The organism is Streptomyces sp. NPDC001407 (assembly GCF_042895325.1).
Lineage (GTDB): Bacteria > Actinomycetota > Actinomycetes > Streptomycetales > Streptomycetaceae > Streptomyces.
On the sequence record NZ_JBIAWF010000014.1, the window covers coordinates 37,503 to 53,317 of the forward strand.

18 protein-coding genes are annotated in these 15,815 nt (G+C 70.8%); 17 read left to right on the plus strand and 1 reads right to left on the minus strand.

Annotated elements, in window-relative coordinates:
- Position 1: 1 nt before the first annotated feature.
- The 6 genes from ACFY1P_RS20020 (at position 2) to ACFY1P_RS20045 (ending at position 5,778) form a co-directional block, all read left to right on the plus strand.
- A complete protein-coding gene (locus ACFY1P_RS20020) occupies positions 2-634 on the plus strand; it encodes a TetR/AcrR family transcriptional regulator (protein ID WP_390751343.1) in 633 nt (210 codons plus the stop codon).
- Positions 635-794: 160 nt separating this feature from the next.
- Positions 795-1,775: a hypothetical protein gene (locus ACFY1P_RS20025; protein WP_390751344.1), complete on the plus strand. Its 981-nt coding sequence runs from the start codon at positions 795-797 to the stop codon at positions 1,773-1,775.
- Positions 1,776-2,427: 652 nt separating this feature from the next.
- Positions 2,428-3,420 carry a hypothetical protein gene (locus tag ACFY1P_RS20030; RefSeq protein WP_390751345.1) on the plus strand — a complete coding sequence of 331 codons (993 nt, stop codon included), beginning with the start codon at positions 2,428-2,430 and terminating at the stop codon, positions 3,418-3,420.
- Positions 3,421-3,726: 306 nt separating this feature from the next.
- A complete protein-coding gene (locus tag ACFY1P_RS20035) occupies positions 3,727-4,452 on the plus strand; it encodes an HNH endonuclease family protein (RefSeq protein WP_390751346.1) in 726 nt (241 codons plus the stop codon).
- Complete coding sequence (locus tag ACFY1P_RS20040) at positions 4,449-5,471, plus strand: hypothetical protein (RefSeq protein ID WP_390751347.1); 1,023 nt, start codon at positions 4,449-4,451, stop codon at positions 5,469-5,471. Before ACFY1P_RS20035 ends, ACFY1P_RS20040 begins: the two co-directional genes overlap by 4 nt.
- On the plus strand, positions 5,461-5,778 hold the full coding sequence (locus ACFY1P_RS20045; protein ID WP_390751348.1) for a hypothetical protein: 318 nt from the start codon (positions 5,461-5,463) through the stop codon (positions 5,776-5,778). The genes ACFY1P_RS20040 and ACFY1P_RS20045 overlap by 11 nt, the downstream gene beginning before the upstream one ends.
- Before the next feature lie 221 nt (positions 5,779-5,999).
- Here the strand turns inward: ACFY1P_RS20045 and ACFY1P_RS20050 are convergent, their stop codons facing one another.
- A complete protein-coding gene (locus ACFY1P_RS20050) occupies positions 6,000-6,356 on the minus strand; it encodes an SH3 domain-containing protein (RefSeq protein ID WP_390751349.1) in 357 nt (118 codons plus the stop codon).
- A 1,220-nt stretch (positions 6,357-7,576) separates the two neighbouring features.
- Between ACFY1P_RS20050 and ACFY1P_RS20055 the strand changes: the two genes are divergently transcribed.
- The 11 genes from ACFY1P_RS20055 to ACFY1P_RS20105 all read left to right on the plus strand — a co-directional run bounded on the left by ACFY1P_RS20055 (position 7,577) and on the right by ACFY1P_RS20105 (position 15,812).
- Entirely contained in the window at positions 7,577-8,029 is a 453-nt protein-coding gene (locus tag ACFY1P_RS20055; protein WP_390751350.1) for a helix-turn-helix domain-containing protein, read from the plus strand.
- 163 nt (positions 8,030-8,192) lie between these two features.
- Positions 8,193-8,819 (plus strand): hypothetical protein, encoded by a 627-nt coding sequence (locus ACFY1P_RS20060; protein WP_390751351.1) that lies wholly within the window; start codon positions 8,193-8,195, stop codon positions 8,817-8,819.
- The gene (locus ACFY1P_RS20065) at positions 8,813-9,775 is read left to right on the plus strand and encodes an ATP-binding protein (RefSeq protein WP_390751352.1); all 963 of its coding nucleotides are present in this window, start codon (positions 8,813-8,815) and stop codon (positions 9,773-9,775) included. The genes ACFY1P_RS20060 and ACFY1P_RS20065 overlap by 7 nt, the downstream gene beginning before the upstream one ends.
- A 17-nt stretch (positions 9,776-9,792) precedes the next feature.
- Positions 9,793-10,500, plus strand: a complete 708-nt coding sequence (locus tag ACFY1P_RS20070) for an SAF domain-containing protein (protein ID WP_390751353.1) — start codon at positions 9,793-9,795, stop codon at positions 10,498-10,500.
- Between the two features lies 1 nt (position 10,501).
- Complete coding sequence (locus ACFY1P_RS20075) at positions 10,502-11,308, plus strand: hypothetical protein (RefSeq protein ID WP_390751354.1); 807 nt, start codon at positions 10,502-10,504, stop codon at positions 11,306-11,308.
- 11 nt (positions 11,309-11,319) lie between these two features.
- A complete protein-coding gene (locus tag ACFY1P_RS20080) occupies positions 11,320-12,897 on the plus strand; it encodes a CpaF family protein (RefSeq protein ID WP_390751355.1) in 1,578 nt (525 codons plus the stop codon).
- Complete coding sequence (locus ACFY1P_RS20085; RefSeq protein ID WP_390751356.1) at positions 12,894-13,826, plus strand: type II secretion system F family protein; 933 nt, start codon at positions 12,894-12,896, stop codon at positions 13,824-13,826. The genes ACFY1P_RS20080 and ACFY1P_RS20085 overlap by 4 nt, the downstream gene beginning before the upstream one ends.
- Positions 13,823-14,722: a type II secretion system F family protein gene (locus ACFY1P_RS20090; protein ID WP_390751357.1), complete on the plus strand. Its 900-nt coding sequence runs from the start codon at positions 13,823-13,825 to the stop codon at positions 14,720-14,722. The genes ACFY1P_RS20085 and ACFY1P_RS20090 overlap by 4 nt, the downstream gene beginning before the upstream one ends.
- A 27-nt stretch (positions 14,723-14,749) precedes the next feature.
- A complete protein-coding gene (locus tag ACFY1P_RS20095) occupies positions 14,750-14,950 on the plus strand; it encodes a hypothetical protein (RefSeq protein ID WP_390751358.1) in 201 nt (66 codons plus the stop codon).
- Positions 14,947-15,360, plus strand: coding sequence for a TadE/TadG family type IV pilus assembly protein (locus ACFY1P_RS20100; protein WP_390751359.1), 414 nt, complete (start codon positions 14,947-14,949; stop codon positions 15,358-15,360). The genes ACFY1P_RS20095 and ACFY1P_RS20100 overlap by 4 nt, the downstream gene beginning before the upstream one ends.
- A complete protein-coding gene (locus ACFY1P_RS20105; protein WP_390751360.1) occupies positions 15,357-15,812 on the plus strand; it encodes a TadE/TadG family type IV pilus assembly protein in 456 nt (151 codons plus the stop codon). The genes ACFY1P_RS20100 and ACFY1P_RS20105 overlap by 4 nt, the downstream gene beginning before the upstream one ends.
- Positions 15,813-15,815 lie beyond the last annotated feature (3 nt).

The following is a 15,815-nucleotide window of genomic DNA, read 5'->3' on the forward strand; positions in this document are numbered from 1 at the left end:
CGTGCGCATACCCTCCCTGACCCGTACGGTCGGACGCCGAATCCCCGGCCAGCGGGCGCTCCAGACCCGCCAGCAGCTTGTGGGCGCGGTGATCGAACTGCTTGCCGAGAACCCCTACCGCAGCGTCACCGTGATGCAAGTCGCCCGTGCGGCAGGCACCTCCCCCGCAACCTTCTACGAGTACTTCGAGAGCGTCGACGAGGTCGTACTCGACGTTGTCGGGCCGCTGGCCGACAAGACGGCTGAACAACTCGCCGACTTCGCCGACGGTTCCTGGGCCTCCGAGGGGGTGTATGGCGCCACCCGGTTTGTCGAGGCCGTGCGGCATGCCTGGAGCGACCACCGAGTGGTCATGCGCATCCTCATGGCCGTCGCGGCCGAGAACGACCCTCGCTTCGTCCAGGCGTACCGCCTTGTCACGGATCCCGTGGTCCGCGCGCTCAGGTCTGCTGCCGAGCCGAACATGCCGTCCCCGGATATGTGCGCAGCCATGGCCCACAGCCTCGTGACGATGCTCGCCTCAGCGGCTGCGCATAAGGGCGCGGACTCCATCGACAGCTACGAGAAGTGGGCGCGGCGCGAGGGGCTTTCGCACATTGTGTACACCTCGGTGACCACCGTCATCGCGTATTAGGGCGCCTCTCTTCTCGGGAGTCCCGCACGGCTCCGGCCGCCGCGTCCCACCGGCCGGAGCCGTGACCGCGCTCCCGCCGCCGGGCGCGGCCGCCCGTTCCTCCGATCACGGGATGCGGCCCGCCATGAGCAAGCCCATTCCTTCTGCATGGAAAAGGTCCATGATGACCAACAGGCTCACCTACCACCACGACCGTGCCGACCTCACCTTCACGTGGGACGGCGGCTGTCAGATCAAGATCCGCCCGGGCCGCACCTGCCCCGGTTGGGGCGTCGTCCCCGACCGCTTCGACATCCGCGAACCCGAGCTGTGGCGCAGCGATCTTCTGCCGGAGGCCGAGCGCCCCGAGTTCCCCCGCGGGCTCGATGTCGTGATGGTCCCCGCCACGCAGGAACCCTTCGAAGAGGTGTGCAATGCCTGGTGGGAGGGCCGTGACGTCCCCACGGGGCGCGACTTCGCCAAGAACCCCATGCTGATCAAGGGCATGACCGGACACTCCGTGTGCGCTTTCGACGTCCGCTACACCGGCGGGCCGTCCATCGAGGCGAGTCCGGCCGGACGTGGCGACTGGCGGCCCGTCGTCGACCTGGCCGCCGACGGACACACCGCGGACGATGTCACCGCGGCCTGGCTGATGGGCCGCATCCACGGCTGGGTGATCGGCGTGTTCGAGCGGCTGGGCGTCGTCACACCGCAGGGCGCCCCCGATCCGACCCGCTACGGCTGGGACGCGCACGACCAGACCATGCAGTGGACCACCACGCATCTGCCCCTAAGGGGTGCCACCTCCAGCATCAGCGCGGCTTGGCGGACCTGGTTCCACGGCCAGGTCCGCGACCTGTGGGCCCTTCCCGACGGCCCGGAGGCGTGGCGCAACGCCGGTATCCCCGTCCAGTACGTCAGCGACGCGCGGCCGTTGACGTACGAGCGCGAGACGGCCGACGGGCAGCGCTGGAACTTCGTGTGGTGCGGCCAGCCCTACGCTTACGTGTACAGCCCCGACAGCGACCGCCCGGCCGCCGTCGTAAGCGACTGCCGTTTCCTGGAGCGCCCCGGCGACATGGCCGACGGCCCGGTGCTGCCGTGGTTCAAGAAGCAGGCCGACGCGTGGATCGCCGCCCGTGACACCCAGTCCGCCTGACCTCGCCCGGCCCGAGGCCGCCAGTCCGCCCACGCCTCCACCGACACCGCCAGCACCAACTCCCGGCACCTGACCCGGTTCAACGCCCCCGCCTGATCACGGACAAGGCCGCCCCGCCACCGGGGCGGCCTTGTCCTGTCAGCCAGACCCTGGAGCACGCATGGGGTCCACCGGCACCGCCCGCCACTTCCAGCCCCACGGACGCCCGGCCACGTCTGCCGTGACCACAACCGGGCCATCCCCGTCCCGGCCGTCGCCCTCGAAGCCCTCCACAACGGCCAGGGTCCGGACTGACGGACGCCCAGCTCGGCGCGTGCGCGAAGAAGGCACAGCGCCGCCCCCTGGCCGACACCTCCCGCGCCGCTGTGCGCACCGCCCTTGAACCCGCCCTCTCTCCCCGCGACGCTCCCGAGACCGTACGAGAGCGGCTGTTCGCTCCCTCTCGGGGCCGCCCGCGGCGCATGCGCGTCGGGACGAGGAGTACGTCCTCGCCCCCATCCCCATCACGCAATGAACTGGCCAGCCGCACGGCGCGGACGCGCGAGGGCGCACGGCTCTGCCACCGGCCACGCCGACGGGCGCAGGGCCAGCCGAAGGTGTTTTGGCATGATCCTTCTCGACCGAGAATCCGGTACCTGCCATGGGGGGAACCATGCCTACGCCGTCGTCCTTGCGCCGAGCCCTTCCGGCCGTGCTGCTCGCCGCGTCCTTTCTGATCGCCGGCTGCGCCGGATCTGACCACCAGTCCGACTCCGGCGAGGAGACTGGCCCGAGCAGCAGCTCACCGGCGGCCCGGCCTTCCGCCGCACTGCCCGACGGCATCGCGAAGCCGGGGTCGGCGCTGCCGGTGAGCGACGGGGCGTGGACGGTGGCGCTGCAGGGCTTCGAGCAGCTGCCGGCCCAGACATCCGGAGAGGTGCCCACGGGATCACGTGCCTACGTGGCCCGTATGACCATGAAGAACACGCGCCCGCGCATCGCCACGGCGCCGCGGACCGAGGTGACCGCCCGCTACGGAGCACTCGGCCGCCAGGCCGAGCCGGTGCAGGAGGCTGCGGCCCAGCCGTCCCCGAGCCGTGAGCCGGTGAAGGTCGGGCCGAACGGCTCGGTCACCCAGGAGGTGCGGGTGGTGTTCCCGGAGCAGGCCCAGGGCCAGCCGGTCACCGTGACCGTGGAGGCGACGCCGGAGGGCCTGGCCCAGCCGGAGCTCCTCTTCTTCGAAAGCCCCCTGCCCGGCCGCTCCCCTGCCGCGCCCGAGGCGCAGGGACCGGGAGGAGGAGGGGACAGCCGGCAGGGGGTCACGCCGTTGGGGCAGTGGAACGCCGGGCTGCGCCTGTCCACGGTCACCGTGGCCGGGGAGGGTGATGAGCGGACGGCGCGCCTGGAGTTGAGCGTGGCCAACCGCGGTGACGGGCCGCTGCGCGGCCTGGGGACCACGCTGCGCGTCTTCACCGGCCGCAACCTGCACTTGGCCTCCACCATTCACCCGGTGTACGGCTACCGCGATGCTGCCATCGCCCCGCACCGTACCGCCACCCAGACCGTCACCTTCCGCGTTCCGCAGTCGGCCGTCGGTGGCCCGGTCACCATCGAGGCCGTCGGCGCGGACGGCTCGCCCGTCTCCTTCCAGGGCACGCTCGGCTGATGTCCGCTGCCCCCAGGTACCGGGCCGATCGCCCATGGGCGTGGAGCGGCGGTCGGGTGAGCCGTTGCCGCAGGGCGTGTGTCCGGCTGGGCCTTCACGATCAGCGCGGCACGATGGCGACCTGCTGCGGCTACGGCTGCAAGGGTCTCTGAACCGGCATCAAGTCCGGTGACCCCAGAGCGTGGCGCTGGACCGCCAACCCGGCCCTGGGGCCGCTCTCAAGAATCTTGGGGCGGAGTGTCACACGGAGAAGGGTCCCGGCACCTATAGCAGGTGACGGCTTCTCCGACACGAACAGGAATCGCCATGGCCCCTCGCCTCCTGGCCGCCGGCCTCGCTCTCGCCGGCGCGCTGGCCTGCTCCGCCTGCGGCCCCGCCGCGAGCCCGCCCTCCAGCGCGAAGGCCCGGCCCGCGCACGGATCCACCGCGGCCGCGCCCGCCCTGGAGCAGCTGGACGCGCTGCCGGTGCGGGCGCACACCTCCCTCTCCGGCTACAGCCGCGAGGCCTTCGGACCGGCCTGGAGCGACGAGGGCACCGTCGAGCTGTCACACAACCACTGCCCGACCCGCGACGACATCCTGGCCCGCGACCTGGAGGACGTCGTGCGCGCCAAGGACGGCTGCACCGTCGCCTCCGGCACCCTGCACGACCGGTACACCGGCAAGACCATCCGCTTCCAGCGAGGCCCCCGGACTTCACTCGCGGTGCAGATCGATCACATCGTGCCGCTGGGACTCGCCTGGCAGTCCGGGGCCCGGGAGCTGACCGCGGGACAGCGGCTGAACCTCGCCAACGACCCCGGGAACCTGGTGGCCGCCGACGGCCCGGCGAACGCCGCCAAGGGAGCCAAGGACGCCTCCGACTGGATGCCACCGCGTACCGACGCCCACTGCTGGTACGCAGCCGCCCAAGTGCGCGTCAAGACCAAGTACAAGCTGTCGGTGTCCTCGGCGGAGAAGATGGCGCTGCGCCGCGTGCTGCAGTCCTGCCCCGCCTCCGGCCAGGACGCGGATGCGGAAGGCACGCGGTGAGCACGAGCACGATCGAGCCGGTGCCCTTCGACGGCGACCAGGGGCGCTGGTCCGGCGCCCTGCGGGAGACGGCCCGGCGTTACCACGACGCTGCGGTCGAGCTGGTCGTGCGACCTGCGCAGCAGCCGGCCCTCCGCTCTGTCGTCGACGCGCTGCGCCTGATACCGGAGCGCACACGCTACGGCTGGTTGCGCTGGGAGGCGCTCCCCACCACGGCAGAAGCCGGCGGTGAGGTCCCCGGCCTGGTGCGCGAAGCGGGTGTCCTCGACCCCGGCCAGGGGAGCGCCGGGCGGTGGGCCTGCCGCGCGGTGTGGGGGCGTCGGCCTCCCCTGTACATCCTGAGCCTGGCGGGCGTCGACGTGCCCCGGCCCATCCCGGCGACCCGTGCCACCGTGTTCACCCTGGCGGCCTTCGCCGCCCTGGTGCCGGTGACCGCCGTGCTGCCGGGCGTGGCCGGTCTCCTCGCGGCCGCTTTGGCCGGCGCCGCGGTGGCCCAGGGCATTCCGGCGGGCCTGCGGCGCGCCACACGTCGGCGGGTGCGCATCGTTGGTGACGGCGCGGCGTACGCGATGGTCTTCTTCCGGCTGCTGGCGTACGAGCAGCAGTTGCGCGCGCTCGCCCAGCGCAGTGGGCGTGGCGAGGTGGACCGGGCGGCGGCGCTGGTCCCCCAACTCCTGTGGGATGCGGCCGGGCTGGTGCCGCTCGCTGAGGACGACGAGCAGGCCCGTGAACTCCTGCTCGGCTACGAGGAGTCGCTCGCGGCCCTCGTCGGCCAGGCCCTCGAGGTGGAGCGGGAGGACGCCGCGGTGGAGTCGGCGATCCTCGACGATCCCTCCCCGGCGACTGCCGTTCCCCTGACGGCGCTTCCCGACGGCCTGCTGTCCCTCGACGCGCTGGAGGAGGCGCGACGTGAGATGGGCGAACTGCAGCAGGGACTCCGGCACGCCCGGCACGTGCTGGGTGGCGAAGACGATGGCGAATCGAGCAAGGAAAGGGCGGAGGACGGTCATGCGCGGTGAGAGGGCACAGCAGCGGCCGGTGCGGTGGCAGGAGGCCCATCCTGAGGCCTTCGCGGAACTCAAGCGCCTGTACGGGGTGATCGGGCACAGCAGCGTGCTGATGGTGCTGAGCATGAGCCTGATCGGAACGACCCTGACCGTCGGCTTCCTGAACCTGCCGGGGTGGATGGAGTCGGCGGTGCGCCTGGCCGCGAGCCTGGGGGCAGTGGGGTGCGGCGCCCTCGCCCTGTGGCGGGTGCTGCGGGCGATGTGGCGGACAGTCCGGGCGGTCTTCCGTACGCGCCGCCGCTCACCCCAGCACCCATGACGAGGCGGCAGCCGCGCGACGGACGGGAAGGGCCACGGGTAGCCGCCCGCCCAGGTGCGGCTACGCGGCCAACGGACCCGCTCGACTTGGGCGTCGTTCCACCCGCGGCACTGGCGCCCCAACGGCGAGAGGCGATGGAGCCAGCGATGCCGCTGCGCTCCACCGCCTCTGGTACGGGAGCTCCCCGGCCAGTTGCCGGAACCCGCCGCTCACCCGCTCGGTCAGTTGTCGAGGTTCCAGAGCCCAGTGATGTAGTCCGTCGAGACCCAGCCGTACTGTCCGGAGTGCGCACCGGAGCGCACCTGGACGTAGGCGAACCCCTTGCTGGAGAAGCAGCCGACGTAGATCTTGGTGCCGTTGTACAGCAGGCCACGGGAGGTGTAGCCCGTGCCCGGGCCGGTGCGGAAGTTGACGCCGTCGCCGGTGCTGACCGACTCGACACGGTCGAACGAGCCGGCGTTGCATGCCTCGCGGCCGGGGCCGCCGGCCGCCGACGCGGTGGGGGCCATCGCTACGGCTCCGCCCAGTGCCAGGGCCGCCGTAACCAGGGTCGTGACGGCCTTCTGACGCATGTTCATCTGTCTCCTCCTTCATAAAAACGGAGGGTCCGCAATCCCCCCACGCTTGCCATGACCTTAACTTGGGCATGCCTTTGGCATATGCCAGGCCCTCCTGGTGCTGCGCTTTACTCTCGGCGCGGCGGTGACCTGACTGCCGGGTGAGGCGTTGGATCTGCATGACGACGACGGCAGTACGGCCCATGCCGCTCATCGCTCCGGGGCGGAAGACGGCACGGCCCTCGACGGGCGATACCCCTGTCTTCGACGCCGTGGTGGCCCGCTGGGCTGCCGCCGGGCGAGCCGTCCCCGGTAGAAGTGACCAGGAGTGGGACCGCCTGGTCCGGCAGGCGCCGTGGCCTCAGTGACCGCCATGAGATGCGGCGCCAGGTGAGGCATGCCTCTGAGCCGGCGGGTTCATCGCGGCCTGGGCGGCCCGGCCTCGGCCGTACCGGCGCGTTTGCGGTGCCGGCTCCGTGCTTCGTAGGCTGAATTCGCCCCTGGCCCCGAGACGCAACTTGGGTCGGGGGCTTTCGCGTACGCCCCCCACCGCACCGCGGCCGGTTGACGAACCCCTCCCGGAGGCCATCAGGCCGTACGCACTGACACACCCTCCGTGAGGTGCACCACAGCAGCCCGCGCGGAGTGTCGGCCACGACAGGTCCAGCCAACACGTTTCCCCTGCGTACGCTCGGCGGGGCAGGGTCGATTGGTTTGCCCAACTCACCCGTATCGGCCGATTCCATCAGGTTTCTGACGGGCCAACAGGCGTGAGGTCGTGAGATCACCCCTGGGGAGGAGACGCAACAAGCATGATTTTTAGCTCCATTCGACAAGATCGGACAAAATGCCCAGGAGGGAAGACCGGCGATCGAAATCCTCCTTGACGTGCATAAACGGGAGTGTCAAGGTCGGGTAAGTTACCGATCAGATTCAGTCTGAATCGGCCGACTTCAGTACGGTCGGGGGAACATGGGGAGGGGACCTTATGCGCATCAGCCTGCCGCCGGTCGACATTGCCCCGCGTGCCCCGCAAGTTCATTTCGAGACGTTTTGTGCTTCCCTGCAGGCTGTCCGCGTACGGCAGACCGTCCGGCCGGCCGTTATCCTCCCCGTCGTCAGCAACGTGATCACCACGGCGCGGCCCGCGGTCGCCGCGGGCGCGACGGCGTTCACCGCGGCTGCATGCCGCCGCCTGGCGGCGCGTCACGCAGAAGCTGTCCGGGGGAGGGCGAGGCACGGTGAGCAGTCGCGGTGTCGCCGGATTCGATGCCGAAGCACTGCGTGCCCTTCGCACCGCTGCAGGCTTCTCACAGCACAAGCTCGCCGGCCACGCCCGCGAGCACGGCGCACAAGTGGCGGGCCCTCACATCTGCCTGTACGAACGGGGAAGGCGCACCCCGGAGCTCCGGACGCTCACAGCCCTCGCCTCCGCCTTGGACGTGCCGCTCTCGGCACTCCTGGAGGACGACCCCACCCCCAGCCTGTACTGGCTGCGCATGCGCAAGGGCATGAGCCAGCGCGGCCTGGCCGCGGCACTCGGTATCGCCCAGGCCCGCTGGTCCAGGATCGAGCGCGGCCAGTCCACGCTCGACGAGCAACAGGTGCCCCTGGCCGCGAAGCTGCTCGGGGTGAAGGTGTCTCAGTTCCGCATGGCCCTGGCCACCGCACGGCGTTCGGCACCACGTTCCTGAGCGGGAAGCCCGCCCTGCGCCACGGCCCCTGAGCGGACCGAGGTGCCCACCGGGCTCTACCCGGGCCAGGGTGCTGCACCGTCGCAGACCGCACCCTGCACCTTCGCCAGATTCATGTACCAGACACGCTCTCCGGACAGCACTCATTGAGGAGAAACCGCCCATGGCGATACCGACGGCCGATCGTGGACAGACCCGTCGTGGCCTGCGCGCAGTCTCGTGGGGCGCCGCGGCCCTGGCCTGCGCCCTGGTGCTGAGCGGCTGCGGCAGCGGCAGCGGCAAGCACGACGAGTCCCTGGGCGACGACCCCGCCACGCCGGGCTCCAGCGCGACGGTCTCTGCCTCGGCTTCAGCCAGCGCGTCGGCCGACCCGCAGGAGGCGGCCAAGGCCGAGGTCATCACGGTCTACCGCAAGTACTGGGACGAGCAGCTCAAGGCGTACGCCAAGGCGAGCCCTGCTGACACCGACCTGAACAAGTACGCGTTCGACAAGGCGTTGAGCAAGACCAAGGGCGACCTGATCTCCATGCAGCAGAAGGGCAACGTGCTCAAGGGAGAGGTCAAGATCGATCCTAAGGTCACGTCGATCAACCTCGGCGAAACACCCAAGACTGCCGCGGTCACGGACTGCACCGACGTGTCGAAGTGGCAGTTGGTCAACCAGAAGTCCGGTAAGCCTGTCGAGCTGCCCAAGGAGCGGCTGACCAAGTTCATCACGAACGTCTCCATCCGCACCGTCGGAGAGCGGTGGATGGTCGTCGACGTCCAGCAAACGGACCGCACATGCTGACGCTCCGGCGCCTGGGCTCCCTCCTCGCTCTGGTACTCGTCCTGGGCGCGATGCGGTTCTTCGACACGACCGTGGCGTTCGCCGACGGCGGGGGCACGGACGTCAGCTCGTGCCAGATGTGGGTCTGCGCGAAGGTGGAGACCCACGGGAACAGCTCCCACAGCGGTAACTCCGGGGACAGCGGGGACTCGAGTTCGCACAGCAGTGACGGTTCCTCGCGGAGGACCGACTGCTCGGACGAGAACCCCACGACGTCGACACCCAAGTGCCACATCGATGGCGCCGGTGACTACTACCAGGGCTGCTACATCCAGCTGGCCTCCCCTCAGCCCCCCGCCGGCGACCCGGCCTGGGAAGGGAACTCGCCGGGCGACGGCGCGATCTACGAACGCAACTGCGGCGGCGACGGCACCACGCCGGGCTTCCCGAACGACAACTCCCGTACCGGGGCGATCTGGATGAAGAACCCGCCCCCGGGAGTTCCGCGGATGCCGACGGCGGCCGAGCTCGCCCAGCAGGCCTTCAGCAAGATGAAGCTGGACGTGCCGAAGCTCGGCAGTGCCCCGCCGCCCGGGTCAAAGGGTTTGATCGGGATGCCGGTGTGGATGTGGGTGGAGAAGTCAGAGACGACGTGGGGCCCGCAGTCGACGACGGCATCGGCCGGCGGGCTGTCGGTCACCGCGACAGCGAAAGTCACCGGCATCACCTGGAACATGGGCGACGGAAACACCGTCAACTGCACCAGCCCGGGCACGCCGTACGACCCGAGCATGGGCAAGAAGGACAGCCCGGACTGCGGCTACCGGTACACGAAGGTCGGCGAGTACCAGGTCACGGCCACCACGACGTGGGTGGTGACGTGGACGGCGACGAACGGCGAGACCGGGTCGCTGCCCAATCAGACCCGATCGGCACAGACCCAGGCGCGCGTCGGCGAGCTGCAGGTCGTCAACTAAGCAAGGAACAAAGGGACATGGCGACGACGAAGTTCGCGAAGCGTGAGAAGGCCGGCGGGGGTGCCGCCGAGGCTCCTGCCGGTCCGCTGCCGATCACCCAGGATGCGCCGCGCCGGCGGCGCCGTCCGGTCGTGATGGGCGCGGGGCTGGCCCTGTCGGCTGTGGGTGCGCTGATCGCGGTGTGGATGGTGAACGACGCCGGCGACCGCGTGAGTGTGATCGCCACGGCGAAGGCGATACCCGCCGGTGCCGTGATCAAGCCGTCGGACCTGGTCATCGCTCACGTGTCCCGCGATGCCGCGCTGCACCCGGTTCCGGTGTCGCAGAAGGCGAAGATCATCGGCAAGGCGGCGGCCGCGGACATCCCGGCGGGGATCCTGGTGACCAAGGACTCCGTGCGGGACACCTCGAGCCTGACCCAGGGCAAGGACATCACCGGCATCCTCGCCAAGCCCGGCCAGCTGCCCTCGCGGCCGCTGGAGCCGGGCGACGAGGTGACCGTCGTCTACACCCCGACCGGCGGCAATGGCAACGCGCAGGCCCAGGGCGCCAATGGCAAGAACAACGGGCCCGACAGCCAGCCGGCCGTGGTGACCCGGGTGGGAGATGCGGACGCCAACGGGGCGCGCGTCGTGGACGTCGCCACCACCGGTGGCGCCAGCACGACGCTTGCGGCGTGGGCGGCCACCAACAGTGCCTCGATCGTGCTGAAGGCGAAGCACTGATATGTCCGTTATCGCTCTGGCCTCCGGAAAGTCCAGCGGTGTGACCTGCTCCGCCCTGGCCCTGACGCTGTCCTCGCCCCGCCCGTCGCTGCTGATCGAGGCCGACCCGGCCGGCGGCACGATCAGGGCCGGCTACCTGCAGGGCGAAGGCTCCGCTCAGGTCGGGCTGCACCGCCTGGCCGCGGCCGACCGGCAGGGCACGCTCGCCCGCGAGTTCCGCCACCACTGGGTCGCCCTGGACCAGGAACACTCCGGCAAGCGCATGCTGCTGCCCGGGCTGACCGACCCGGCGCAGGCCCCGTCGATGGCCCGGACCTGGGATGCGCTCGCCGAGCTGATCGCCGTCATGGACGGGCACGGCTACGACGTCATCATCGACGCCGGACGGATCGTGCCCCAGTCCGAGACGCGGCTGAGCACCGCGGTCTACCCGGCGCCGCTGCTGCGCGCCGCCGACGTGGTCCTGCTCGTGGTGCGCTCGACGCAGGCCTCGGTGCTCTCGGCGGCGCCGGCGGTGCGGGTGCTGCGGGAGGAGCTCGCGCAGAACGGGACCGGTGCTGATGCCCTCGGGCTGCTGATCGTGGAGGAGGGCTCGCTGACGTCCAGCCACATCCAGCAGGGTCTTCAGGTCCCGGCCTACGCGGCGCTGGAGTGGGACCCCGACACCGCGGACGTGCTCACCCACGGGCAGTTCAAGAAGTCCGGGAGGGGCCTGCTGCGCTCGGCGCGCTCCGCGCATGACCGGATCAACGAGATCGTCACCCGGCGGCGTATCCATCTCGCGCGGCCCGCACCGGTCCAGGGCTGAAGGAAGGAACCATGACCCAGAGCACGGCAGCCCCTGGCCTGCCCGATCCGACCGACATCGACGCAGCGTTCGCGAGGGCGCTGAGCAGCCGCACGGTGGCACCCGGCGCGGCCTCGCCCACGGCGGTGCCCGCCCCCGTGGCCCCCGCGGCCGCGGACACCACGCAGGCACCGGCGGCCGGCGGATACTTCAGCACGCTCCCGGTGGACTACGCGGACGTCGCCGAGCTGCGGCACCAGGCGAGCCTGAAAGTCAGCCAAGCCTCCGCCGCCGACGGCACGATGAGCGACGCGGACCGCCGCCAGCACGGCATCAAGGTCATCAGCGAGACCGTCAGCGAGTGGGCGATCAAGTACGCCGCACAGGGAAAGCCGCCGCTGACCGTCGAGCAGGAGACCATCCTGCGGCGAGCCGTCTTCGACGAACTCTTCCGCGCCGGCCGCTTGCAGCCGCTGCTGGATGACCCGAATGTTGAGAACATCCTGATCAACGGGGACCGGGTCCGCGTGGACTATTCGGACCGGCCGTCGCAGATGTGGGAGCCGATCGCCCCGAGCGACCCCGAGCTGGTGCGGCTGATCAACCACATCGCCCGGATGGGCGGCCAGGGGGAACGCGCGCTGACCCCGGCGACCCCGAACCTGAACATGCGGCTGGGGGACGGGTCCCGTCTCGCGGCGTCGTACATGATCACGCCGCGGCCGCAGGTCGTCATCCGACGCCACCGCACCCGCGGCCAGGGCCTGGACGACCTCGTGAAGCTGGGCTCGATCGACTCCACCCTCGCCGCGTTCTTGAAGGCCTCGGTCAAGGCCCGCAAGAACATAGTGATCGTGGGCTCCCAGGGCGTGGGCAAGACCTCGCTCCTGCGCGCCATGGCCCGCGAGATCCCGCGCACCGAGCGGGTCGGCACGCTGGAGTCCGAGTACGAGCTGTACCTGCACGAGGACCCCGACGGCCCCGAAGTCGTGGCCTACGAGGGGCGCGAGTCCAACGGCGAACGCGGCCCGGACGGCCGGATGATGGGCGAGCTGACCCTCTCCGACCTGTTCCCGCAGCTGCTGCGTATGTCGCTGCGCCGCATCATCGTCGGCGAGGTCCGGTCGAAAGAAGTCGTGCCGATGCTGCACGCGATGAACGAAGGCGAAGGCGGAAGCATGTGCACGCTCCACGCCCGCAGCGCGGTGCTGAGCATCGAGCGTCTGACCACGCTGTGCCTGGAGGCGGGCATCGGCATGTCCGAGCAGCTGGCGCTCCGCCTGATCGCCCAGGCCGTCGATCTGGTCGTCTTCATCCGGCTGGTCGACGAGACCGAACTCGTGGACTCCAGCGGGAAGCCGGGCCGCAAGCACCGGTTCGTCTCCCATGTCATGGAGATCACCGGGATCGGCGAGAACGGCCGCCCCTCCCACCAGATGATCTTCGCGCCGCGCGAGCAGGACGGCCACCGCGAACCACGGGCCGTCCCGCAGATGATGCCGTCCAGTACCTACCTCGCCGACATCGAGCGCGTGGGCTTCGACCGGGGCCTGCTGATGCAGCCGTGGGGCGCGTGGACCGGACCGCTGAGCACGGTGGTGCCGGTATGACGATGACCCTTTCGTCCCTGGTCGCCGCCGTGGCCGCCGTCGCGGTGGTCGCCGGGCTGGTCATGGCCGTGGCCGGCGGCATCGGCTGGGCACCGGGGCCGCCCCGGCGCCGCAGCCGCCTCGAGCAGCGCCTGCGCGCCTCCCTCGGCCTCGGCGGGACCAACTCCTCCCAGCCGACCACCTGGTGGGCCAGGCGCAGCTCCCGTCTCGGCGGCGCGCTGGTGCTCGGGTTGGGGGTGTGGCTGTTCAGCGGGTGGCTGATGGGCGGTGTGGTGGCCGCGGTGATCGTGGCCGGGCTGCCGTGGCTGCTCAACTCCGGCTCTGGTGCGCAGGAGCAGATCGCGCGTCTGGAGGCGGTCGAGGAGTGGGTGCGACGGCTCTCCGACATCCACACCGTGGGTGTGAGCCTGGAGCAGAGCATCCAGCGCAGTCTGCAGACGGTGCCCAAGCCGATCGCCGGTGAAGTCACGCGCCTGGTCTCGCGGTTGCAGGCCGGATGGCTGCCGCAGGACGCCTACCGGGCGTTCGCCGACGAGATGAACGACGCGATCTGCGACGAGGTCGCGGCCCTGCTGATCCTGCACGTCGAGGACCGCGGTGCCGGCCTGGGCCGGGCCCTGAACGACCTCGCCGCAGCGCTTTCGAGTGAGGTCCTCTCCCGCCGTGAGGTGGAGGCGGACCGGCAGAAGCCACGGACCAACGACCGCTGGGTGACGATCTTCTGCCTCGTCATCTTCGCGGTGAGCATGCTCTCCGGAGCCTACGTGGAGCCCTACACCACCCCCATGGGACAGCTGGTGCTCGTCGGCCTGGGCATCGCCTTCGTGCTGGTCAAGATCTGGATGCGGCGGATGGCGGTCATCGAGCCCTCGCCACGGTTCCTTTCCTCTGCCGACCGCACCCCCACCGAGAAGGAGGCCGGACGGTGATCTCCCCGTACGCCGTCATCGGCGGCGCCGCCGTCGGACTCGGCCTGGTCATCTTCTACCGGGGCATACGGCCCGGCCGCCCGGACGTCACCGACGTCCTGGCCCGCATGGACGCCTCCCGTCTGGAAAACCTCCAGCCGGTACGCACCGACGGGTCCCCGGCCACCGGACTCGAGCGCGTCGGCGCGGCCCTGCTGCGCGCGGCCGGCGAGGGCACCTTGCGCCTGCCGCGCCAGGAGCTCGAGCTGATCGGCCGCACCCCCACCAAGCACGTGGGGATGAAAGTCGCGCTGGCCCTGTACGGTCTGCTGCTGCCCACCCTCGCGGTCTCGGCGGCCGCGCTGGGCGGCTATCCGCTGCCGCTGCCCGTGCCCGCGGCCCTCGGCCTGGTCCTCGGCGTCCTGTTCTGGTTCGTCCCCGACATCCACGCCAAGCAGCGCGCCACGGAGGTGCGCGCGGACTTCCGGTTCGCCATCAAGGCCTACCTGCGGCTGGTCCAGCTGGAGCGGGCCGCGGACGCCGCGCCCACCCAGGCGCTCAAGCGCGCCGCCGAAGTCGGGGAAGGCTGGGTGTTCTCCAAGATCCGCGACGCGATCACCCGCGCCGAACTCGAAGGCCTCAGCCCCTGGGAAGGCCTCAAGCGGCTCTCCATCGAGCTGGACGTCCCCGAGCTCGGCGCACCGGCCGACATCATCTCGATCGCCGGCGAGGAAGGCGCCGCGGTCGGCGAGACCCTCGGCGCGCAGGCCCGCTCGCTAAGTGGTGCGTTGTTGACCGCCGCGAAGGCCAAGGCGAACGACGCCTCGGAGCGCATGATCATGCCGGTGTCCATGCTGGTCGTGCTCATGACGGCGTACATCGGCTATCCCGCGCTCACGCGCATCATGGCCAGCTAAATCCACCCACCCCAAGAGAGGCAGACCATGTTCAACGACCCCATCTGGACGGTGCTTTCGGTGCACACCCAGGACCTGGTGGCCCGGCTGAAGAAGGCCCGCGAGGAAGACCGCGGAGCCGTGAGCATCGAGACGATGATCATCGTCGGCGCCCTGGTCGCCGGCGCCGTCATCGCGGCGGCATTCCTGGTCGCGAAGGTCAATGAGAAGAAGGACGCCATCAAGTGACGCCGGCGCTGCGCCGCTGGTCCCGCTCCCTGGCCCGTGCGGCCCGGGAGCGGGACCGCGGCGCGCTGAGCCTCGAGCTCATGGTGATCTTCCCGGTCATCCTGATGCTGATCCTCATCGCCGTCCACGTGGGGCTGTGGTGGCACGCGCGCAACGTCGCGCTCGCCGCCGCCCAGCAAGGGGTGGAGCGCGCGCGGGTGCGCGGCGCCAGCCTCGGCGCCGGCACGGCCGAGGCGCAGAGCTTTCTTGAGCGGGCGGGCGGGAGCATCTCCGGCACCCACGTCAGCGGAAGCCGGGGCCAGACCGTGCGGATCGAGGTCACCGGGCACGTCGCCACCGTCGTGCCCGGGCTGACCTTGCCCGTCAGCCAGCACGCCGAGGCCGCAACCGAACGGATCACCACGCCGTGAACCACCCACACCTGCTCCGCTGGCGCGAGCACGCCGCCCGCGACGAGGGGTCCCTCTCGCTCGAGGCCCTCATCCTCTTCCCCGTGCTGATCCTGGTGCTCTGCCTGATCATCGCGTTCGGGCGGATCCAGGCTGCCGGGAACGTGGTGGACACCGCCGCCCGCAACGCCGCCCGCGCCGCCTCCCTGGAGCGCAGCGGCGGGGCGGGGAGCGCCGCCGGGGAGAGGGTGGCCCAGGACGTCCTGAGCCAGCAGGGCCTGCCGTGCACGTCGGTGTCCACCAGCATCTCCACCGGCGGGTTCTCCGCCCGCCTGGGCGACCCGTCGGTCACCACCGCCACGGTCAGCTGCACGGTCCGCCTGTCCGACATCGGCATGCCGGGGCTGCCCGGGAGCAAGACGATCACGGCGAACTTCACCTCGCCCATTGACACGTACCGCCAGCGCAACTGAGGA